The 21,696-nt window shown below is 72.1% G+C and carries 16 protein-coding genes; 6 read left to right on the forward strand and 10 right to left on the reverse strand.

Annotated features, from left to right (window positions below; all coding sequences use genetic code 11):
• Nucleotides 1-103 precede the first annotated feature (103 nt).
• The gene (locus ACZ7CH_RS16900) at nt 104-862 is read left to right on the forward strand and encodes an SDR family oxidoreductase (protein WP_470374289.1); all 759 of its coding nucleotides are present in this window, start codon (nt 104-106) and stop codon (nt 860-862) included.
• Here ACZ7CH_RS16900 and ACZ7CH_RS16905 read toward each other — a convergent pair.
• The 7 genes from ACZ7CH_RS16905 to ACZ7CH_RS16935 all read right to left on the reverse strand — a co-directional run bounded on the left by ACZ7CH_RS16905 (nt 859) and on the right by ACZ7CH_RS16935 (nt 8,577).
• The gene (locus ACZ7CH_RS16905; protein ID WP_360385687.1) at nt 859-1,032 is read right to left on the reverse strand and encodes a DUF397 domain-containing protein; all 174 of its coding nucleotides are present in this window, start codon (nt 1,030-1,032) and stop codon (nt 859-861) included. The genes ACZ7CH_RS16900 and ACZ7CH_RS16905 overlap by 4 nt on opposite strands.
• Complete coding sequence (locus ACZ7CH_RS16910; protein ID WP_470374290.1) at nt 1,007-1,687, reverse strand: Scr1 family TA system antitoxin-like transcriptional regulator; 681 nt, start codon at nt 1,685-1,687, stop codon at nt 1,007-1,009. Before ACZ7CH_RS16910 ends, ACZ7CH_RS16905 begins: the two co-directional genes overlap by 26 nt.
• A gap of 61 nt (nt 1,688-1,748) precedes the next feature.
• On the reverse strand, nt 1,749-2,699 hold the full coding sequence (locus ACZ7CH_RS16915; protein WP_360385691.1) for a LysR family transcriptional regulator: 951 nt from the start codon (nt 2,697-2,699) through the stop codon (nt 1,749-1,751).
• Nucleotides 2,700-2,946: 247 nt separating this feature from the next.
• Nucleotides 2,947-4,227 carry a PhzF family phenazine biosynthesis isomerase gene (locus ACZ7CH_RS16920; RefSeq protein WP_470374291.1) on the reverse strand — a complete coding sequence of 427 codons (1,281 nt, stop codon included), beginning with the start codon at nt 4,225-4,227 and terminating at the stop codon, nt 2,947-2,949.
• 31 nt (nt 4,228-4,258) lie between these two features.
• The gene (locus ACZ7CH_RS16925) at nt 4,259-5,653 is read right to left on the reverse strand and encodes a GTPase family protein (RefSeq protein WP_470374292.1); all 1,395 of its coding nucleotides are present in this window, start codon (nt 5,651-5,653) and stop codon (nt 4,259-4,261) included.
• Entirely contained in the window at nt 5,650-7,458 is a 1,809-nt protein-coding gene (locus tag ACZ7CH_RS16930; protein ID WP_360386645.1) for a dynamin family protein, read from the reverse strand. Before ACZ7CH_RS16930 ends, ACZ7CH_RS16925 begins: the two co-directional genes overlap by 4 nt.
• Nucleotides 7,459-7,653: 195 nt before the next feature.
• Entirely contained in the window at nt 7,654-8,577 is a 924-nt protein-coding gene (locus ACZ7CH_RS16935; RefSeq protein WP_470374293.1) for an IniB N-terminal domain-containing protein, read from the reverse strand.
• A gap of 224 nt (nt 8,578-8,801) precedes the next feature.
• Between ACZ7CH_RS16935 and ACZ7CH_RS16940 the strand changes: the two genes are divergently transcribed.
• From ACZ7CH_RS16940 to ACZ7CH_RS16950, 3 genes are all read left to right on the forward strand, one after another.
• The gene (locus tag ACZ7CH_RS16940; RefSeq protein WP_458429502.1) at nt 8,802-9,989 is read left to right on the forward strand and encodes an Hsp70 family protein; all 1,188 of its coding nucleotides are present in this window, start codon (nt 8,802-8,804) and stop codon (nt 9,987-9,989) included.
• Nucleotides 9,990-10,020: 31 nt separating this feature from the next.
• Nucleotides 10,021-12,333 carry a helix-turn-helix transcriptional regulator gene (locus ACZ7CH_RS16945; protein WP_470369511.1) on the forward strand — a complete coding sequence of 771 codons (2,313 nt, stop codon included), beginning with the start codon at nt 10,021-10,023 and terminating at the stop codon, nt 12,331-12,333.
• Between the two features lie 175 nt (nt 12,334-12,508).
• Nucleotides 12,509-14,503: a diguanylate cyclase domain-containing protein gene (locus ACZ7CH_RS16950; RefSeq protein ID WP_470369510.1), complete on the forward strand. Its 1,995-nt coding sequence runs from the start codon at nt 12,509-12,511 to the stop codon at nt 14,501-14,503.
• Here the strand turns inward: ACZ7CH_RS16950 and ACZ7CH_RS16955 are convergent.
• Nucleotides 14,478-14,975 carry a DUF2165 domain-containing protein gene (locus tag ACZ7CH_RS16955; RefSeq protein WP_360385713.1) on the reverse strand — a complete coding sequence of 166 codons (498 nt, stop codon included), beginning with the start codon at nt 14,973-14,975 and terminating at the stop codon, nt 14,478-14,480. The genes ACZ7CH_RS16950 and ACZ7CH_RS16955 overlap by 26 nt on opposite strands.
• A gap of 31 nt (nt 14,976-15,006) precedes the next feature.
• Here ACZ7CH_RS16955 and ACZ7CH_RS16960 point away from each other — a divergent pair, with 31 nt between their 5' ends.
• A complete protein-coding gene (locus ACZ7CH_RS16960) occupies nt 15,007-16,065 on the forward strand; it encodes a glycosyltransferase family 4 protein (RefSeq protein WP_470369509.1) in 1,059 nt (352 codons plus the stop codon).
• Here ACZ7CH_RS16960 and ACZ7CH_RS16965 read toward each other — a convergent pair.
• Nucleotides 16,049-19,858 carry a WD40 repeat domain-containing protein gene (locus ACZ7CH_RS16965; protein ID WP_470374294.1) on the reverse strand — a complete coding sequence of 1,270 codons (3,810 nt, stop codon included), beginning with the start codon at nt 19,856-19,858 and terminating at the stop codon, nt 16,049-16,051. The genes ACZ7CH_RS16960 and ACZ7CH_RS16965 overlap by 17 nt on opposite strands.
• A gap of 251 nt (nt 19,859-20,109) precedes the next feature.
• A complete protein-coding gene (locus tag ACZ7CH_RS16970) occupies nt 20,110-21,030 on the reverse strand; it encodes an LCP family protein (RefSeq protein WP_458429497.1) in 921 nt (306 codons plus the stop codon).
• 183 nt (nt 21,031-21,213) lie between these two features.
• On the opposite strand from ACZ7CH_RS16970, the gene ACZ7CH_RS16975 reads away from it, so the two are divergent.
• Complete coding sequence (locus ACZ7CH_RS16975) at nt 21,214-21,684, forward strand: GNAT family N-acetyltransferase (RefSeq protein ID WP_360385721.1); 471 nt, start codon at nt 21,214-21,216, stop codon at nt 21,682-21,684.
• Nucleotides 21,685-21,696: the final 12 nt, after the last annotated feature.

Here is a 21,696-nt window from a genome sequence, read left to right on the forward strand (position 1 = left end):
CTCGCTCGGGACAGATCGTGACCTGCATGCTCACCTCCGGGTAAGTACCCCACTCAGAAGTAGGTACTTTCCGCAGGTTAGCGCTAACCATAACGTCGACGCCATGACGATCCTCATCACCGGCGCGACCGGTCAGCTCGGCGGCGGCGTCGTCCGCCACCTCCTCGCCCGCACCGACGAGCAGCTCGTCGTGTCCGTGCGCGACCCGAAGAAGTTCGACGTCCCCGGCGTCGAGGTCCGCCAGGGCGACTTCGACCGCCCCGAGACCCTCGACTTCCGCGGCGCCGACCGGCTGCTCATCGTCTCGGCCGACGCGCACGACTCCGACGTCCGCATCCAGCAGCACGCCAACGCCGTCGCCAAGGCCGTCGAGCACGGCGTGGGCCACGTCTTCTACACGAGCATCACCGACGCCGACACCTCCACCGTGGGCGCGGCCGTCGTGCACAAGGCCACCGAGGAGATCATCCGTGACTCCGGCCTGACCTGGACGTTCCTGCGCAACGGCATGTACCACGAGAACTACCTCGGCCCGCTGTCCGCCGAGACCGTCGCCGTCTCCACCGGCGACGGCCGCATCGCCAGCGCCGTCCGCGACGACTACGCCCTGGGCGCCGCCGTCGCGCTGAGCACCGGGGGCCACGAGAACCAGACCTACGAGCTCACCGGCTCCACCACCTGGTCGTTCCCCGAGCTCGCCGGCGACCGGTTCCGCGACGTCAGCGACGAGGACCTGATCGCGGCCGGCGTGCCCGCGTTCGCCGTCGACTTCTTCACCGCCATCCGCAACGGCGTGTTCGCGCAGGTCCGCCCGGACCTGGAAAAGCTGATCGGCCGCCCCACCACCCCGATCGCGGTCTAGGGACGGCGCAGGAACGCGCGCCAGGCCGGGGTGCTGAAGACCAGCACCTCACCGGTCGGGTTCTTCGAGTCGCGGACGAGCGCGTCGTGGCCGAGGGACACCTCGACGCAGGCGCTGTCCTCGCTGCCGCCGCTGTGGCTGCTCTTACGCCATTCGCGGTCCTCGCTCATCGACACCCTCTCGCGGCAGGCTGATGTACTCCATCAGCTTCTGCCGCGATTGTTCCTCATCCAGGGCGACCTGCTTCAAGCGATCGAAGGTCAACCTGATCCGCGCGATGGCTCCGGGTTCCTGGACGAACACCTTCGCGAGGTCCGAGTCGTTGAACGCGACCGGCAACGCCTTCTCGAACTGCCGCCGCAGAACCGCCTGGCGATGACCCCGGATCTGCACGAGGGCCGGGATTCGCTCCTCCACGACGAGTCCGGAGTGCCGGTAGAGACCATCCGCGTACCTGTCGGTCTGCAGGAGACCGGTGATGGTCAGCACGTCGTAGGCGGTGATCGTCGTCGCGCTCGCCTCAGCCATGGCGACCGTGCGCAGGTTCTCCGGCACCAGCACGATGTAGTCGTCGAACGCGCGTCGGTAACGCTGCTTGAAGTCCTCGAAGAACGGCAGGTCCTTGCCGCACATCATCAGGAACTGGATGAGGTCGACCTCGCTGGGTCGCACCTTGCCGTTCTCGATGTTGGACACCTTGCTCGGGTCCCAGCCGAGTCGGACGGCGAGGGCGCGACCGGTGAGGTTCGTGGTGGACTCGCGCAGCTTCTTCAGCTCGTCGCCGAGGTCCCGGCTGTACGCGGTGGACGGGGTGGTGGGCGCCATGACCATGGACGCTATGACTAGGACTTGTTCCACGGTACGGACTCATCCGGGTGAAAACGGTCTACGTGAACTCGGGGTGCGCCTCCGGGTGCGAGTCCCACCACTTGCGGTACTCCGGGTTGCGGTCCAGCACCGAGCGGTAGGCGTCGGCGGCGCACGCGAACACCTCGTGCGCCCGTCCCGCCACCGGTGAGTCCCGGCGGGTCGCCACGAAGATGTCGACCATCAGCGGCACGCCGCGCAGCCGCCGGATGACGATGCCGTCGCCGGTGCGCGACGGGGCCGCCGCGAACGAGACGGCGCCGCTGGCGACCAAGCCCCGGGCCATGCCCGCGTCACCGGTGTGGTGCGTCAGCCGGGGCACGAACCCGGCGTCCGCGCAGGCCTGGAACATCTGCATCCGGTTGCCCTGCTGCTGGGCCGGCGGGGTGACCCAGTCGCGGTCGGCGAGCTGGGCGAGGTCGATCTCGTCCTGCTGTGCCAGCGGGTCGTGCTCGGAGACCGCGACGAACGCCGGTTCGGCCACGAGCCTGCGCAGCTCGATGCCCGCCAGGTCGCGGGAGGGCATGCCGTCGAAGAACTCGAACAGCGCCACGTGGATCTGGCCCGCCTCCAGCATGTCCACGACCTCCGCCGACGAGATGCGGGCCTCGGCGCGCACGTCGGCGTTGAGCTGGCGCAGGTTCTCCACGAGCTTCGCGAAGTACAGGAACGAGACGCTGCCGAAGAACAGCGGACCCCGGCGGTCGGCCTCCCTGGTGGTGCTCATCAGCTGCGCCATCTCGTCGAGCACCAGCCTGGCCGTGCCCAGCACGCGCCGGCCCAGGTCGGTGGGCACGCAGCCGTTGCGGGTGCGGTCGAACAGCTGACCTCCCACGAGCCGTTCGACGGTCCGCAGCTGGGCGGACAGCGCGGGCTGGGTCAGACCCAGCCGCGTGGCCGCCCTGGTGACGCTGCCCTCCTCGGCGATCGTGCGGACCGCTCGGAGGTGGCGGAGCTCCAACTCGGGCATAAAGACCTTGTATCCCGGTTCTGTATGAGCCGCCACCCTTCTAACGGGTCATAGTGGTTGCGCGATCTTCCGGCCCGGTGCTTGCGGCAGCACCGGGTCCGGCGCGGGAGGGTGCGCACCCCTTCGGTTCGACGCTGCTGCCGGGCACCCTGCAAGGCGCGGCAGCAGCGTCGGGCCCTCGCGGTCCCTTGCAGGGGAGCGCACAGCCGGTCCCTGGAACCGGGACCGGCTGTGACGGCTCGTGGTGTCAGGAAGAGGGGATGACGACGGCAGCGCCGGTCACCGACACCCGGCGGTCGGCGCGCGTGGCGTCGACCTCCAGCCGGGACGGGCGGCCCATGTCCTCGCCCTGGCTGATGACGAACCGCTGCGGCCCTTCGAGGTCGCGCAGGTAGCCGCCGAACGCCGCGGCGGCCGCGCCCGTGGCCGCGTCCTCCACGACACCGCCCACCGGGAACGGGTCGCGCGCGTGGACCAGCTCCGGCGACTCGCGCCAGAACAGGTGCACGGTCGTGAGGTCGTGGTCGAGCATCAGGTCGCGCAACGCGTCGAAGTCGTAGTCGAGGTCCGCCAGCTGCTCGCGGCTGCGCACCGGGACCAGCAGGTGCCGCGCACCGCCGAAGCCGACGTGCACCGGACCGTCGCCGACCTCGCGGTACCGCAACGCCTTCAACGCCCGTGCGACGAGCTCGGGGTCCGCCTCCTCGGTGCTGGTCGGCACGCTCGTGAGCGTCGCCGTGCCGTTCGCCGTCTCGACGGTCACGTCGCCGGCGAGCGTGTGGAACGTCAGCGGCCCGTCCCCGATCCGCTCGGCCAGCGCGACGGACGTGGCGATGGTGGCGTGCCCGCAGAACGGCACCTCGGCCCGCGGGCTGAAGTACCGGACGACGAACTCGCGGTCCTCCGCGCCCGGGAACAGGAACGCGGTCTCCGAGTAGCCCACCTTCGCTGCGACGGCGAGCATCTCGTCGTCGGTCAGTTCGGTCGCGTCGAGCACGACACCGGCCGGGTTGCCGCCCGCCGGATCGGTCGTGAACGCGCTGTACCGCAGTACCCCCGTGTCGCTCATACCCCGGTCCAACGCGTAGCCGTGCTGAAGTCTTCCGAACACGTACCGGCTGGTGAAGTAGGTCAGCCCGGCCTTCTCCAGCACCCGGCCGGAGGCGGTGTTCTCGGCCTGGTGACCGGCGACCACCCGGTCCTTGACCGCCAGCGCCTTGTCCCGCAGCAGCGCGGCGACCTCGGTGGCGACGCCGCGGCCCCAGTGCTCGGGCGCCACCCAGTAGCCGATCTCGACCTCACCCGGCGCGTCGAGCATCTGCGCCAGCCCGACGACCTCGCCGTCTTCGACGACCGCGTGCAGGCCGAAGCCGTGCTCCTCCCAGTGCCGCAACGCCTGCTCGTGCCGCTGCGCCACGTACTCCGGCGACCACGGCCGGCCGTTGCCGACGTACTCGGTCATCCGCGGGTCGGCACCCCACCGCAGCATGTGCTCGAAGTGCTCGTCCCGCCACCGCACGAGTTCCATGCCGACCATGGTGCCCCACCCGCCGGTCCGGTCAGGGCAGCTGCGGCAGCAGCCCCTCGCAGCTGCGGACGACGACCTGGGCGGCCCGGCGCTGGTCGTTCGGCGCGTGCACGTCGGCGGCCCGCGCCTGCCACCGCACCAGCGCGTCGAGCAACGCCTCGCGCTGCTCGCGCGGGTCGGCGTCGTAGTCGAAGCCCAAGCGCGCCAACGTGTTCGTGCCCTCGGCACCGACCAGCCGCATGGCCTCGGCCTGCACCTCGGCCGGCAGCCTCGTGCGCCCGGACTGCAGTGCCGCGACCAGCCGCAGCTCGCGGAAGTCGTGGGCGGAGGCCACCACGCGTTCGAGGTCGGCCATCAGCTTGCGGGCGGCCGGCCGCGGTTCCACCCGGAACAGCACGTCCAGCGCCAGCAACGCCGAGCGGGCCTTGAGGATCTCCCTGCGTTCGGTGAAGTGCACGGCGATCGAGTCGCGCAGCTCGCCCAGGCCGCTGCGCTGCACGAGCTGGCCGGTGAGCTTCACCTGCGTGTCGAAGCCCTGCCGGATGAGCGCGGTGACCAGCCGGACCCCGAAGATGCCGAACCGGCCCAGCAACGCCTGGCGCACAGCGGGTTCCATCGGCACCGGGAACACCTCGCCGACGAACCGGTCCGCCGACAGCAGGTGGTCCTCCAGCTCCTCGCGGCCCAGCGCCGACAACGCCCGCAGCGCCGCGAACTCGTCCTCCCGCAACGTCCTGCCCGCCACCGCGAGCAGCCCGGCGACCGAGACCACGTTCTGGCACAACGGTTGCACCGCGACGTCCCTGCGGTAGCGGCGGGCGATCTGCTTGGCCGACGACAGCGCGTCGATCCGCCCCGCGCCGATCTCGTCGGCCCGCGCGAGCACCGCGACCGTGTGCACGGCGGCGGTGCGGGCGATCGGGTGGTCGTTGGCGGCCTGGAGGAACTTCAGGTCGTCGTCCTGCACGTGCCGCATCAGGTACAGCAACGCGTCGGCGTCGCCGAGCACCTGCTCCGGGGCCGCCGACGCCGGCGTGTCGATCAGCACCACGTCCCGCAGCGACCGCGAGGGCCACTCCACGACGACCCGGTCCGGCCGGTCGAACTGGCCGACCTCCACGTGCCGGCGGTGGTTGCGCCCGGTCACCGCGACCTCGTGCGGACGGCCGGGCCCGGCGAACACGTGCGCCCGCGCCTGCGCCCCGCCGCGGTACCAGACGAACGAGTCCAGCGGCGCGAACTCGTCGCCGACCAGCGCGTTGACGACGGTGGACTTGCCGATCCCCGGCCGGCCGGCCACCGCGATCCGCACCGGTTCGGTGTAGCGCTCGACCTGCGAGCGCAGCCAGCCGGTGGCGCGCGGGCTGTCGCGGTAGACGGCGGAGGCCTCCTGCAGCATCGACCAGACGACGCGGTCCAGGGTCACGCCGACAGCTCCATGACCGGTCCGCCCAGCGCCTGGACCCGCTTGTAGAGGCTGACGAGCTTGTCGAGCTCCTTGCGGCCCTCGCGCAACCGCCGCTCCCGTTCGGTCTGGTCGTCCTGGATGGCGCGCTTGGCGCTGCGGGCCGACTCCAGCAACGTCTCCTGGAGCTCCTCGGCCAGGGTGCTGAAGTGGGTGCGCAGCGCACGCTGGATGTGCCGGCCGGAGTCGCGGACGTCCTTGGAGAACTTGACGAAGAAGTCGTCGACGTGGCGCTGCGCCGCGGCCTTCGCGGCGGCCTGGCGGCGCTTGAGCCGGGCGTCGCTCTCGTCGAGGATCGACTTGCCGCCGAACAGCGCACCGGCGCCGAGCGAGACCACGTTGATCAGCGGCATCCCGGCCAGCGAGGTGACCAGACCGAACATCAGCAGGCCGCCGTAGGAGCCGCGCAGACCGGTGAAGAGCTTCTGCGACACCGAGAACGGCTCGATCTTCGGCTTCTCCAGCCGGCTGACCGGCTCCAGCAGGTCGTCGGGCAGCACCGAACCGGGGAGCAGGTCCTCGCGGTAGACGGGGAAGTTCTTCGCGACCTTCGCGGCCACCCACTCCGCGCGTTCCATCAGCCAGGCGAAGTTCGTGGTGGCGGCCTCGTTGAGGTTGTCCTCCAGCCACTGCTCGAACTTGTCCCAGCCGATCGCGGGGTCGGCCTCGTCGTAGGTCTTGTCGACCTCGCGCAGGATTCGGCGGGTGCGGTCGCGCAGGTCGTACTCGACGTCGGAGATCAGGTCGGCCATCTCGTCGTTGAGCACGTTCTGCCAGCGCGCCGACCGGCGGCGCAGCTCGTCGACCCGGCGCTGCGCCTCCTGCAGCGTCGCGACCGTGTCCGCGGTGCGCGCCGAGTCGTGCGCCGTCAGCTCTTCGCGCAGCGGCGTGACCAGCTGCGTCAGCGCGGAGGACGCGACCACGGCGACGGCGCGGCGGGCCAGCAGGTCGGCGGAGGCGACGATGTCGCGCTGCACGCACGCCAGCAGGTCGGGGAAGCCGGACTCGGCGTTCAACCCCTGGTCACCGGTCTTCGCCGCGCGCAGCCGCAGCGCGGAGGACACCGGGATGAGCTTCGCCGGGACGCCGGCGCGTTGTAGCAGCGCCCTGTTGCGCTCCACGACGGCCCGCCAGCTCGGCACCAGGTCGATCTTCGTGACGACCACCGTGACGTTCGGGCAGGCCTGCATGACCTTCTTGAGCAGCGTCATCTCGGCGCCGGTCAGCTCGCCGGTCGCGTCGGACACCATCAGCACCGCGTCGGCCTGCACCAGCGTCGCGAACGTGCTGGCGGTGTGCGCTGATCGGGTGTCACCCACCCCGGGGGTGTCGATGAGGACGAGGCCGTTGTCGAGCAGCGCCCGCGGGATGCCGACCTCGGCCCGCACGACCTCGCGCGCCTGCGGCGTCGACACCTGCTTGGTGACCTGCTCGATCGGCACGGCGATGCGCTCGGTCGGCGCGTGGAAGATCGAGCCGCCGGCGGAGGCGTTGCGGACCAGCGCGGCCGAGGGCGTCTCGGCGTGCTGCACGTAGGTCGGCACGGTGGTCGTGATGTCGTCGCCCACCGCGCAGACGGGGGCGTTGATCAGCGCGTTGACGAGCTGGCTCTTGCCCTGCTTGGACTCGCCGACGACCAGGACGCGCAGCCTGGGGTCCAGCTGCTGGGCCCGCTTCTCTCGCAGCCGGGCCTCCAGGTCGGGCCGCCGGTGCGTGACGCAGGCGCCGATCGTCTCGTCCAGCACGTCGAGCCAAGGCGGTGCCATCACGTGACGCATAGTGCCGTGTTCACCCCCCTGGGTGAAAGCCTGGAGTGCACAACCGGGTGCCGACCGGCGCGATGCGGCCGGTCGGCGCAGCCGGGTGACGTTGCTCACCGGCCGCCCGCCGGGACCGGAGAAGCAGAACCGGCCCTGTCCGCGGGGGACAGGGCCGGTTCCTCGTGCGGGAGGGGGAGAAGATCAGCCGAGCAGGCCGTCGAGGCCGAGGTCGCCGACGACCGGCACGCCGTGGGTGACCTGGCCGACGGTGTCGGTGACGCCGCCGAGCACGTTGCCGACGCCCGCGGTGTCACCGGCCAGGCCGGTCGCGCTGTGCGCGACACCGGTGGCGGTGCCGACGACGCTGCCCGCGACGCCCTGCGCGGAGACGACGGTCTCGGTCGAGTGGACGTTCAGCGCGCCGTGCGACAGGTCGTCGAGGCCGGACACGCCGAGCACGTTGCCGAGGCCCGCGTCGCCGCCGCCGACGGTGCCGAGCAGGCCGTCGGCCAGGCCGGTCACGCCGCCCAGGTGGCCCACCACCGAGTCGGTGCCGGGGACGACCGAGGAGACGGTGTCCAGCGCGGCCGAGTCGATCGTCGAGACGCCGGTGTCGGCCACGTCGAGGACGGAGCCGGTGAGCGGGGAGGTGGTCTGGTCGAGCACGCTCGCCACGTCGCCGACGGCGGAGAAGTCGCCGTCCAGGCCGATGTTGGTCGAGGTGTACTCACCGAGCGTCCGGTTGGCGGCGATGATGTTGAGACCGTTGCCGTCCGCGGCCAGCACGCCGGCCGACGAGGTGTGGATGTCGCTGAGGGACAGGCCCGACGAGGTCAGCTGAGACGCGACGGCCTGCAGCTGGCTGATGGCGCCGAGCGGACCGTCCGCGAGCAGCTCGTCGGCCGGCAGGTCCAGGTCCACACCGTCCACGGCGGGCAGGCCGTCGACGTCCGGGACCAGGTCGAGGACCAGCGGGATGACCTCCTGGACGTCCACGGCGGTGATGTCGGCCAGGCCGGCCTGCTCCAGGCAACCCTGGGCGTCCGCCGCGAACGCGGCCTTCAGCGCCGGGTCGCTGAGCAGGTTGAGCACGAAGTCGTGGAGCGTGCCGGGCGACGACATCATCGAAGGATCTCCTGGTGGAAGCACGGGTCGGGGTCTGGCGGCTGGCTGTCGCAGAACGTAGGAGAACCGGCCCGTCTCGAACATCGGGGATAACTCCCAGTGAATCCCCGTTCCCCGATGGGGTGACGCTCGTTGACCCCCTAAGGGGTTAGGGGCATCGCTTGAGCGTGCTTCCTTCACCCGTGTAGGTACTGGTCGCTGCTGCGAACAGGTGAGGAAGAGACGTGTCGTACGTACTCGGAGTCGATGTGGGCACCACCCGCACCACGGCTGCCGCGTGCCGTCTCGAGGGCGGCCGGGACGCCGAGATCGCCCTGGTCGTGCCCTCGTTGCTGCAGCTCACGGACGCCGGGACGTTCTCGGTCGGCGACGTCGACCCCGGCGGCTGGCTCGCCTCCGGGTTCGCCCGCCGGATCGGTGACGCGGTGCCGTTCTCGCTGGGTCCCGAGGTGGTCCCGGCCGAGGAGCTGACCGCGTTGCTCGTCCTGTGGGTCGTCGGCGAGGTCGTCGCCCGACAGGGTGAACAGCCCCGGCACGTGGCCGTGACTCACCCGGCCGGGTGGGGCCCCTATCGCCGGGGGCTGCTGCACGCCGCCCTGCGGCAGGTCGGGCTGCCCGAGGTGACGCTCGTGCCGGAGCCGCTGGCGGCCGCGGAGAACCACGCCGTGCTCGCCCGCGTCCTGCCCGGCTCGACCCTGGCGGTCTTCTCGCTCGGCAGCCACGCGTTCTCCGCCTCGGTCGTGCGGCGCACCCCGGGCAGGACGTTCGAGCTGCTCAACCACGTCGACGCCGTCGACCACCCGGCCGGCGCCGACTTCGACGACGTGCTGGCGGCGCTGGTGCGCGGCCGGCTCGGCAAGGACGCGTTCGTGTCAGCCGCGGAGTGCGAGGCGGCGAAGCGGGCGTTCGGGCCCGCGGTCGTGGTGGCCGGCGCCGAGGTGACCCGCGACGAGTTCGCCGAGGAGCTGCGGCCCGCGGTGGACCAGCTGGTCAGCACGTTCGTGCGCGCGGTCGGCGCGGACCGGCCGGAAGCGGTGCTCATGGTCGGTGGGGCGGTGCGGACACCGGTGATCGGTGACGCGCTGTCCGCGACGGTCGACTGCCGGGTCCTCGCCGAGGCCGCCCCCGAGCACTCGGTCGCGAAGGGTGCCGCCGTCGCCGCGCGGCTCGTGGTCGTCGGCCCCGAGGCCGAGCCGGAGCCGAGCGACACGTCCGTGCTCGTGCACACCCGCGAGGCGTCCCTGCGGTTCCCGGTCGGCGAGGTCCAGAAGCCCGACGACGAGGAGTTCACCGCACCGCCGCCGCGCCCGCCCGTGGACGTCCCGCCGCTGGAGCTGCCGCCGCCGCGGTCCAAGCGCGTGACGCGGGTGCTGAAGCCGACCGGTCGCCGGTCCGGCTCCCGTTCCGACTGACTTCCCCCACAGAAGAGGATGGCCGTTGAGCGTGACCACGCGAGCCCGACTGGTGCTGGACGACTCCACCAGGGGTGTCCTCGACCGGATCAACGACGCCGCGCCGGGCACAAGCCTGCGCGTGGTCGTCGCGGCGCCCGGAGGTCACGGCAAGACAGCGTTCCTCGGTGAGATCGGCAACCCCGCGGTCCGCGTGGTCGACGACGCCCACCTGCTGGACGACGCCGCGTTGCGCGCGCTGGCCGCGGAACCGCTGCTGGTGCTGGCTTACCGGCCGTGGCCGCGCCGTGCCGTGCTGGCCGAGCTGACCCGTGGCGCGGTCGTGGTGCCGTTGGCGCCGTTCTCGAAGGACCAGGTCCGCGAGCTCCTGCACGCCCCGCGGCCGGTGGTCGACTTCGTCCACGCCCAGACCGGCGGCGTGCCCGCGTACGTCGAACGGCTCGGTGCCGCCTCCGAGGTCACCGCCGAGGTGCTGTCGGCGTTCCGCGGCGACCTCGACTGGCTCGACCCGGACCTGCAGAAGTTCCTGCTGGCCGCGGAAGCCGGTGCCGCCCAGCGCCTCGACCTGCTGTCGGCGTTGCTGGACAAGGACTTCGACGAGGTCAGCGACATCATCGAGGCCGCACGCGCCACCGGCCTGCTCGCCGAGGACGGCACCCTGCTGCCGCTGGCGCAGCGCGCGGTCGGCGCCCTGACCCGCACCGAACGCCGCATCGCCGTCCGCCAGCGCCTCGCCCAGCTGCAGCTCGACCGCGGCGGCCCGGTCCTCGACCTGGTCCGCCCGCTGGTCGACACCGGCATCGGCGGCCCGGTCTTCGCCGCGGCCGCCCGCGAGGCCCTGTCCTCCGACCCGGCACTGGCCGCGCGCCTGTTCAAGGCCTCGACCGGCGGCGGTGTCGTCCCCTCCGACACGGCCGCCCAGTGGGCCACCGCCTCCGCGATGGCGGGCGACCTCGACTCCGCCCTGCGCCTGGCCGACCAGGTGATCAGCGCCCCCGACTCCCCGCACCGCCGCACCGCGGCCGAGGTGGCCGCCGTCGCGCTGGCCCACCGCGGCCAGCTGGCCCGCAGCACCGAGCTGTTCCGCTGGGCCGCCACCCCCTACGCCGCGGCGTTCGCCGGCATCGGCGCCCTCGGCACCGGCACCCCGTCCGACGACACCCCCGCCCAGCCCCCGACCCTCCTGGGTGGCGCCGCATCCCTGATGCTGCAAGGCGTCCGGCAGTCCGTCTCCGGCTCCGAGACCGCCGCACTGTCCACTTTGGTCCGCGCATCCTCCCTGCTCGAACCGGCGGGCGGCGCCGTCCTGCTCCCCGACAGCCCGGCGTCGCTGGCCGCGCTGGTCGCCCTGCACTGCGGCGAGCCGAACGTCGCCGAGTCCGTCCTCGACCGCGCCGTGGAGGCCGGCACCGGCGGCGTCCTGATGTCCGTGCGCCACCGGCTCCTGCAGGCCTGGCTGCACATGCTGCGCGGCAACCTCGCCGTGGCCCGCGAGACCCTGATGTCCGTCCGCGGCACGTTCGAGCCCCGCGACTGGATCTTCGCCGTGGCCCTGGAGGTGGGCGTGGCCCGCCGCAACAGCGACCTCGCCACCCTGCGCCGCACCTGGGAGCAGGCCTGCGAGGCCGTGCTCCGCCACCCCGTCGACCTGTTCTCCCTGCTGCCGCTGGGCGAGTTCGCCGCGGCCGCCGCCCGCCTGCGCGACCAGGACCGCCTCGCCCCGCACCTGTCCCAGGCCCTGGCACTGCTCCAGTCGCTCGGCACCCCGCCCCTGTGGTCCACGCAGCTGCGCTGGAGCCTGCTGCACGCCGCGATCATCGACGACGACCTCACCTCCGCCGAGGAACACGCGGCGGTGCTGGCGGCGTCCCGCGACCACAGCCGCTACTGCGCGATCATCTCCACCGCGGCCGAGAGCTGGCTCGACGTCGTGGCCGGCGAGGTCGACGCCGACCGCGTGGAAGAGGCCGCCCGCAGCCTGCACGCCGTCGGCCTGTGGTGGGACGCCGCGCGCCTGGCCGGTCAGGCGGCGATCCGCACCTCCGACCGCCAGGCGATGGTCCGCCTCCTCGACTGCGCCCGCCTGCTCCAGGGCCGCCCGGTGTCCGCCCGCCGCGCCGAGGCCGACGCCCCCGTCGTGGTCGAGGACGCCGGGAAGCTGAGCGAACGCGAGCGCGAGGTCGCAGGGCTGGTGCTGGAGGGGATGACGTACAAGCAGGTGGGGGACCGGTTGTTCATCTCGGCCAAGACCGTCGAGCACCACATGGCGCGGATGCGGCAGCGGCTGGGGAGCACGAGCCGGAGCGACCTGCTGGCACAGCTGCGGCACATCGTGGGTTCCTGAAAGCACCTCGCGCGAGGTCGTTCCTCGCCCGAAGGGGCGAACGCCGCCGTGCGGCGGGACGATGTGGTTTGCTGGCGGTAGGCTTCCGCACCGTTGCTCGTCGAGCAGGTCAGGTGGAACGATTTTGCCGAGCCAGGACGACGCGAGATCGTCACGCCCGCCGGGACGTGACGAGGTGGCGCGCGACTGGGCCCGCGAGGTCAGCCGGACCTCCTACATCCCCCTGTCCTCCGCGAAGCTGGCGGAGGAGCTGCGCGAGCTGGTGAACCTGATCGCCGAAGCGCTCGCCGGGGACGCGAAGACCGCCGCGCGGGTCGGCACGCGGCTGGTGGAGATGCACTGCGTCGGCGCGGACAGCCTGCGCAGGTCCGTCGAGGTGCTGGCCGGGTTCGTGGCGCACGAGACGGAGGACGCGCACAAGAGCGCGTTGGTCATCGGGGAGATGTCCGCCGGGTACACCGATGCGATGCAGGCGTTCGTGCTGGAGCAGCAGGAAAGCGTCAGCCAGGCGATGTTGCGCGCGACCCGGGCCGCGCAGCTCGACCTGCGGGCGAGCGAGGAGCGGTTCGAGGACATCTTCGCGCACTCGTCGACGGGGATCGCGATCGTCGGCCTCGACGGGCGGCTGGAGCGGGCCAACGAGGCGCTGTGCACGATCCTGCGGCGCGAGGAGGTCGGCGGGATGACGCTCGGCGACCTCATCGCGCCGCCCGACCTGCCGTTGGTCGAGAACGCGCTGGCCGGCCTGCGGTACGGGCGGATGCGGCGGGTCCAGGAACGGCCGCGGCTCATCGACCGCGACGGCGAGCACTTCCGGGTGCTGCTCGCGGCGACCGTGCAGAAGGACGCGGAGGACACCCCGAGGCACTACGTCGTGATGATCGACGACGACAGCCAGCTCACGTTGCTCGGCGGGCGGTTGCAGTACCAGTCGCTGCACGACGCGCTGACCGGGCTGCCGAACCGGCAGTACCTCACGACGCGGCTGGAGTCGTTGCTGCACAGCGACATGGAGCACGGCGTCACGCTCTACCACCTCGACCTCGACGCGTTCGCCGTGATCACCGACGGGCTCGGGCGTGAGATCGGCGACCGGGTGCTCAAGCTCGTCGCGGAACGGCTGAGCGCCGTCTTCGCCGGCGAGAAGGCCATGGTGGCGCGGCTGGAGGGCGACGAGTTCGCCGTGCTCGTCGAGAACGGGCCGGACACGCCGGACGTCGACAGCACCATCCGCACGATCGAGCACGAGCTGGCCGAACCCGTCTACTTCGCCGGGCACGGCGTCGCGGTGTCGGCGTCGATCGGCGTGCTGCCGCGGCTGCACCCCGGCGGCCACCCGGCCGAGGTGCTGCGGGCGTCGGACATGACGCTCAGGAGGGCCAAGCGCAGCGGGCGCCGGCAGTGGGGGCTGCACGACGCGACGCTCGACAAGCGGGAGCAGGAGGAGTTCGCGCTCGCCGCCGTCATGCCCGGCGCGTGGGAGAGCGGCGAGATCGACGTCGTGTTCACCCCGGTCATGCGGCTCGACGGCGCGGCACGGGTGTGCGTCGAGGCCGAGCTGCACTGGCGGCACCGCGACGCCGGGCTGATCCCGCACGAGAAGTGCGTGTCGATGGCCGAGCACACCGGGTTGATGCTGCCGCTGGGCGAGTGGATGTTGCGCAGGGCGGCGGAAGCGGCGTGCGGGCACGACGAGGTGCTCGCCGTGTGCCTGACCGAGGGCCTTGCGAACAGCCCGGACCTCGTGCGCGACGTGCGGCGGGTGCTCGCGGACACCGGGCTGCCCGCCGGCCGGTTGCTCCTCGGCTTCCCGGTGCGCGTGCTGGCCGCGCAGGACAGCGAGGCCGCCGACAACCTGGAACTGTTGTCGGACATGGGAATCCACATCGGCGCCCGTGACTTCGGGGGGTCGACCGCGGAGATCGAGCTCGTCCGCTCGCTCGGCGTGATGGCGGTGCGGATGACCGGCCGCAGCCGCACATCGGACGAGCTGGTGTCGCGCGTGCTCAGCGACGTCATCGGGTTCGTGCACGAGGCCGGTGGGCTGGTCGTGGTCGACCCGGTCGAGGACGCCGAGCAGCGCGACTGGTGGAGTGGTCTGGGAGCCGACGCGGGGGTCGGCCCGGTGTTCTGCCGGGAACCGGTTACGAGCTGGCCCGCCGCGGGCTGAGGTGCACGAGGACCAGCGCGAAGCCCGCGACGGTCACCATGCGCAGCGCGGCGCCGATGCCGTTCCAGTCCTTCGACTGCCACATCGCGAACCACTCGCCGCCGACCGTGATGAACCCGCCCAGGAACAGCGCCACGACCATCAGCAGGCCCGCCGACGCGAAGCTGCGCGCGCTGTCGTCGCGGTTGCGGGCGTACGCGACGGTGCCCGCGGTCAGCAGGAGCGCGGAGACCGCCTCCCACGCGATGATCGCGACGTAGACCAGCGTCACGACGGCGGAACTGGTGATGGCCCGCCACTTCAGCCCCTCGCCGAACGTGGTGTCCATCGCGAGCACGTGCTGCACGAACGCCTCGTTCGTGCCGTAGTCCGTGACGTTGCCGATCACGACGAGGACCATGTTCAACGCGATGAACCCGACGGTCACCGCGACGACCGCGCGCAAGCTGCCGACCCGAGCAAGTAAACGCATGGCGCGGACAGTAACCGATAGGGTGCGGGCGGTGAGCCGTGTTTGTGTCGTCTCCCACCGGCTGGGCGGGTTCGACGGCGTCAGCGTCGAAGCCGCGAAGTGGGCGCACGCCTTCGCGGTGCTCGGCTGGGACGTCACGCTCGCCGCCGGTCACTTCGCCTCGGGTTCCGGGGTCGTCGTCCGCGGCCTGTGGGCCGACCGGCCCGGCGGTGACCCGCCACCCGTCGACCACGCCCTGATCCGTGAGCTCTGCGCGACGCACGACCTGGTGGTGCTCGACAACGCCGGATCGCTGTGGAGCGCACCGGAAGCCTCGGTGGCGTGGGAAGAGCACGCTCTCGCGGCCCGCGTTCCGGTGGTCCTGCGCCACCACGACCCGGCGTGGCAGCGCGTCCAGCTGCGGCCGGTCGACGGTGACGTCGTGCCGCTGCACCACCCCGCGCACCTGCACGTGCTGATCAACTCGTTGACAGAGCGGGAGTTCCGCGCGCGCTGGCCCTCGGTGCACACCAGGGTGGTGCACAACAGGGTCGACGTCGCCGGCCTCGCGCACGGCGACCGCGACGGCACCCGCGCCGCCCTCGGTGCCGCACCCGGCGACTACCTCGTGGTGCACCCGGCCCGCGTCGAGGGCACGTCCAAGAACATCCCCGGTGCCGTCGACTTCGTCCGGCGCCTGTCCGCGCGCCGCCCGGACGTCCGCTACTGGCTCACCGACGACGCTCCCTGCCCTGCTGCGGACCGGCTCCCGGGTGTGCTGCGCGGGCGCGTCGCGAACCAGGCCGACCTCTACGCTGCCGCCGACCTCGTGCTGCTGCCGTCCACCTGGGAGGGGTGGGGGCTGCCCGTCTGCGAGGCCGCGGCGGCGCGGAAACCCGTTGTGGCAGGGCCCTATCCGGTGCTGGACGAGATCCGCGCGCTCGGCCTCACCGTGTTCGACCCCTCCGACCTCGACGGTCTGCTCGCCGCCACCGACGCCGTGCTCGACGCCAACCTCGCCGCAGTGCAACGACATCTGGACCTGCGCGAGCTGCCGCGCGTGCTGGCGGGGCTGGTGGAGGACGCCGTCCGGCTCAGCACGGGTCCCTGAAGTCCATCTGCGGCAGCTTCTCCTGCCACACCGCGGGGGTGAGCGCGCCGCGCGTGGCCGTGCAGATCCGGTCGACCTGGTGCGGCACGTCGAGGTCCCACAGCCGCACCACGCCGTCGGCGTTGCCGGTGGCCAGCAACCGGCCCTGCGTCGAGAACCGCACGTACGGCTCGGACGTCCAGTCGCCGGTGATCTGTTGACCGGTGAAGAACGGCTTGGCCGGGTCGCTGATGTCCCACAGCCGGAACGACTTGTCCGCACTGCTGCTCGCGAGCAGCCGGCCGTCCGCGCTGACCGAGATCGTGGTGATCACGCCCGTGTGCCCCCGCAGCTCGCTCACCAGCCGCGGGTGCTCGCGGTCGCGCACGTCGTAGAACCGGATCACCCGGTCCTGCCCCGCGGTGATCAGCGTGTCCCCGTCCGCGGTGAAGACCGCCTTGTGCACGATCTGCGGGTCCTGGATCGGCGTGCCGATCAGCCGCGCCCGCGTCGGGTCGCTCACGTCCCACAGCCGCACCGTCCGGTCGCTGCTCGCCGTGGCGACCGTGCGGCCGTCGGGGCTGAAGTCCATGCCGTTGACGTACGCGTCGTGCCCGGTCAGCGGTTCGCCCAGCGGCACGGGGTGCGCCGGGTCCGCGGCGTCCCACAGCCGCACCGAGTTGTCGTCCTGGCTGGTCAGCAGCACCGTCCCGGCCGGGTCGAACCGCGCGGCCGTGGCGAAGCGGGTCGGCAGCAGGACCGGTTCGCCCAACGGCCGCGGGCGGCTCGGGTCGGCCACGTCCCACCGGCGCACGGTCTGGTCGCCCGCCGCGGACACGAGCACCTTCCCGTCCGGCCGGAACGCCGGAGGCCCGACCGAGCGCTCGTGGCCCAGCAGCGGTGGTCCCGCCGGTTTCGGGTGGTGCTGGTCGGACAGGTCCCACAGCCGCACCGTCTTGTCCGCGGACCCGGTCGCCAGGAGCCGGCCGTCCGGGCGGAACGACGGCTCGCCGACCCGCGCGGTGTGGCCGAGCAACCACTCGCGCGGCAACGACCACAGGTTCGCGCCGCTCTCCTGCGACCCCGTGGCGAGCGTGGCGCCGTCCCCGCTGAACCCGACGGCGAACAGGGACCCGCCGCGCCCGGTGAGCGGGCGCCCGAGCGGGTTCGGCACCGCGGGGTCGCTGATGTTCCACAGGCGCGCGGTCGCGTCGGCGCCCGCGGAGGCGAGCACGGGCTCGGCGGGGCTGAACTTCACCGACCACACGGCCTCGGTGTGCCCGGCGAGCGGCAGGCCGACCGGTTCCTGCGTGGCCGGGTCCCACAGCCGCACCGTCTTGTCCTCGGAGCCGCTCGCGAGGAGCTTCCCGTCGCCGCTGAACGCCACCGAGTGGATGCCGTCGCGGTGGCCGGTCAGCGGCTTGCCGGTCCTGGTCCCGGTGGCCACGTCCCACAGCCGGATCGTGGAGTCGTCGCCGGCGGTGGCCAGCGTCCTGCCGTCCGGGCTGAACGCGAGCGAGCGCACCGCGGCGCTGTGGTCGCGCAGCGGTTCCCCGACCGGTGTGGCGTTCGCGGGACTGCTCACGTCCCACAGCCGCGCCGACCGGTCCTCGTTCGCCGCCGCGAGCAGCCTGCCGTCGGGGCTGAACTCCAGCAGGTAGGTGGGGCCGTTGCCGGTCTCGATCGTCTTGAGCGCCCGGGGCGAGCCGGGGTCCGCCACGTCCCAGAGCCGGATCGTCGCGTCCTGGCCGGTCGTCGCGAGCACCTTGCCGTCGGGGGAGAAGACCGCGGAGCTCAGCCAGTCCTCGTGCCCGCTGATGACCGCGACCTGCCGTGGGCGGCTGCGGTCCCGGACGTCCCACAGCCGCGCGGTGCGGTCGTAGCTCGCGGTCGCGAGGAGCGTGCCGTCCGGGCTGAACGTCGTCAGGTAGACCGCGCCGGTGTGCCCGAGCACCGGCACCGCGAGCGGCACCTGCTGGGTGGCGAGCACCTTCGCGGCCACCGCCTGGTCGTCCGGGCGCATCCGGTGCGCCACGAGCAGCAGCTGCGCCGACAACGACACGTCCGTCGTCGCCAGCCGGTCCGCCTCCGCCACGACCTGGCGGTACTGGGCGTCGTTGCGCTGCTGCACGCTGATCACCGCCGCACCCGCCGCGATCAGCGCGAACACCGCCACCAGCGCGACGGCACTGCGGCGCAGCCAGGTGCTCTTGCGGTGCTGGCGCTCCGACGTGCGCACGAACTCCCTGGCGAGCACGGTGACGTTCCGCTGCTGCCGCACGCCCTCCAGCCGGGCCCCGCGGTAGAGCATCGACGAGTCGCGGTCGTGCGCGGACCAGGTGGCCGCGTCCTCCTCCAGCCGCTGCCGGGTCAGGTTGCCCGCGCGGTCCTCGTCGATCCAGCCGCGCAGCCGCGGCCACGCGTGCAGCAGCGCCTCGTGCGTGATCTCCACGCTGCCGGCGTCGAGCGTGATCAGCCGGGCCCTGGCCAGCACCTCCAGCGCGCGTTCGGTCGCCGGCAGGTTCGTGCTCGCCTCCAGCAGGCCGTGGCGGCTGGAGCGGCGCCGGGTGTCCTGGGTGTCGTCGCCGACCCTGACCAGGCGCAGGAGCAGCTGCTTCGCTGCCTGCTGGCCGGGGTCGTCGAGGTCGGCCCAGGCCCGTTCGGCCGTCGTGGCGACGGCACCCTGGATGCCGCCGGCCGCCCGGTAGCCCGCGATCGTGAGCCGGCCGGCCTGCCGGCGCTGCCAGGTGACCAGCAGGGCGTGGCTGAGCAGCGGCAACGCCCCCGCGTCGTAGGCGTCTTTGCCGCGCCGGTTCTGGGCGCCCAGGTCGCGCAGCATGAGGTCGACCAGGCCCGCTTCGAGCTGCAACCCTGCGGCCTTCGCCGGGTTCGTGACCGCGTCGCGCACCTCGGCCGCCGACATCGCGCCGAGCACCATCTGGTTGCTCTGCAGCGCCTCGGCGAGCTCGGGGAAGTCGAGGCAGCGGGCGTAGAAGTCGGCCCGCACGCCCAGCACGACCGCCGTCTTCTGCGCGGCCGCGTGCAGGGCCTGCACGAACACCCGCAGCCGGTTCGCGTCGCCGCCGAGCGTGAACGCCTCCTCGAACTGGTCGACGACCACCACCCGCTCGCCGACCGCGATCTGCACCTCCTGCGCGAACTCGACCAGCGCGTCCGAGTCGGCGGCGGCTTCGAGCACCGCTATCAGTTCCGGCAGCTGGAGCGCGAGCTCCTTCAACGGATCGGTGCCGGGGGAAATCACCACCGCCTCTTTGCGTAGGCGGGGCAGCACGCCCGCTTTGATCAGGCTCGACTTACCGGCACCCGACGCGCCGACGAGCATTGTCAGACCGTTGTCGTTCATCCGGGCGAGAAGTGCGTTCGTCGCTCTTTCCCGTCCGAAGAACCAATTCGTGTCCTGCGGTCCGAATGCGCTGAGACCCATGTAAGGGCACACCGCGTTTTCGTCCTGAGGGGGTGTGTCCGCGTCACCCACCGGGCTGGCGAGCGCCTCCTCCCAGAGCGTGCGCCAGACCTCGACGTCGTAGAGCCCGTCGACCGCGGGCTGCGGCCGGCGCTTGCGCGCCTCGCCGGTGAGGACCTCCAGCACGGCGCTCAACCCGCTGAACCTCGCCGGCACGTTCCGCCCGCGCCGCCAGTCGCTGACCCGCTGCGCCGGCACGCGGACCGGTCTGCCCTGTTCGTCCGTCCGGCGGGCGCGGGTCACCGACTCCGTGACCCGCTTCAGCGGCGGGTCACCTGCCTCCGCGTACAGCAGCGCGAAGCGCTCCGCGAAGACGCCACGGGGTCCCAATCGCCCTCCACCTCGTCCGGACCGGAAAACGCACACCACCCGCCTGAGCTGCGGCGCACGCGCCGGACGGGCCCTTCCGAACCCACCCTAACGAGATGGTCTGACAACCTCGACCGCACGTCCTTTCACGAGACCGGGAGACCGTCACAGTGGTAGCGGCTAGCTGGGGAAGATCTTCCACGGCTGAGGAGCGCTGGGGGTCTCCTCAGCCGTGGCCTCGACCGAGTGAGTGGCAGGGTGCTGCCTGCTAGTCAGGCGGCCGTCCAGAGCGCGTCGGCCTCCGGCTGCTTCGGCTGGACCCGGTTGGGGTCGGGCAGGTACTGCTCGACCGGCAGCGTCACGTAGCCGATGCTCCCCGGTCGCAACGCCGTGAGCTTGCCGGCGAGGCCCGCCAGCGCGCTGATCGATCCGAGCTCCGCGTCCGTCACGATCGACCTCGTCATGACGTCGGCGAGCTCGAACGTCCGCTGCGGGCTGCCGAGCCAGTTCTCGTCCGCGAGTTTCTGACTGAGTGCGGTCAGGAAAAGCTGCTGGTTCTTTATCCGGTTCAGGTCGCTTCCGTCCCCGATGCTGTACCGGGTCCGCACGAATGCGAGTGCTTGGGTTCCGCTCAACCTGTTCGGCCCGGCCGGAACGCGCAGTCCGCTCTTGTCGTCGTCGATCGCCTCGGGCAACGTGATGTCGACTCCGCCGAGGCGGTCTATGACGTCGCGGAAACCGTTGAAGTCGATCTGCACGAAATGGTCCATCCGCAGATTGCTCATCTGCTCGACCGTCGCCACCGTGCACGCCGCCCCACCCGTGGAGAAGGCGCTGTTGAACATGGCGATGCGCGCCGGCGGGTGGTCACCGCACCGCGGCCGCGGCACCATCGTGTCGCGCGGGATGCTGATCACCCTGGCCGCGTCGCCCCTGGCGTTCAGTCGCACGACCATGGCGGTGTCGGACCGCCCGTCGTCCCTGCCGATGAGAAGGATGTTGAGCGGCCTGCCCGGCGTCGACGGCGTCTGCGTGGGCCGCGGCGGCCGGGCGTTGCCGCTGAGCTCCTCGGCGAGGTCGACGGTCTGGAGGTTGCCCTCAAGCCGTGCGTAGGACCCCCAGACGACGACGCCCGCCGCGATGACCGCAGCGGCCCCCGAGACCACCAGCCATCGTTTCCAGTGGACGTTCACACCCCCAACGGTCCCGGCACTTTGTCCGGACCCGGTAGGGGATTTGTCAGGGTTGTGTCACAGCCTCGCGGAGCCCGTCCGTGCCGATGGCGACCACCTCGCCTTCAGGTAGTACAAAGCGAGGGCATCGTCAATGCCGCGGTCCGCGCCGACGATGATCCGATCACACCACTGGGGGCACCGATGACAATCCGCAAAGCCGTGGTCTCCGACGCACCCGCCGTCGCCGCCGTCCACGTCGACTCGTGGCGGACCACCTACCGCGGCCACATGCCCGACGACGTCCTCGACGCCCTGTCCGTGGAGTCGCGCACCTCCATGTGGGAACGCCTGATCCCCTCCGGCACCGTCTGGGTAGCCCTGGCCGACGACGAGGTGGTGGGCTTCGCGAGCGCCGGCCCGTCCCGCGAACCGGACGCCACCCACGAGCTGTACGCGATCTACTTCCTGGAGTCCGCCCAGGGCACCGGCCTCGCCCACCCCTTGGCCGCCGCAGCACTGGAAGGCCTCCCGGACACCATCGTCTGGGTCCTCGCCGGCAACCAGCGCGCCCGCCGCTTCTACGAACGCCTCGGCTTCACCCCCGACGGCACCACCCGCCGCGAAACCCTCGGCGACGCCGTGCTCGACGAGGTCCGCTACCACCGCGCATGACTACGATCGGGC

This window comes from Lentzea sp. NPDC037011 (assembly GCF_055607425.1).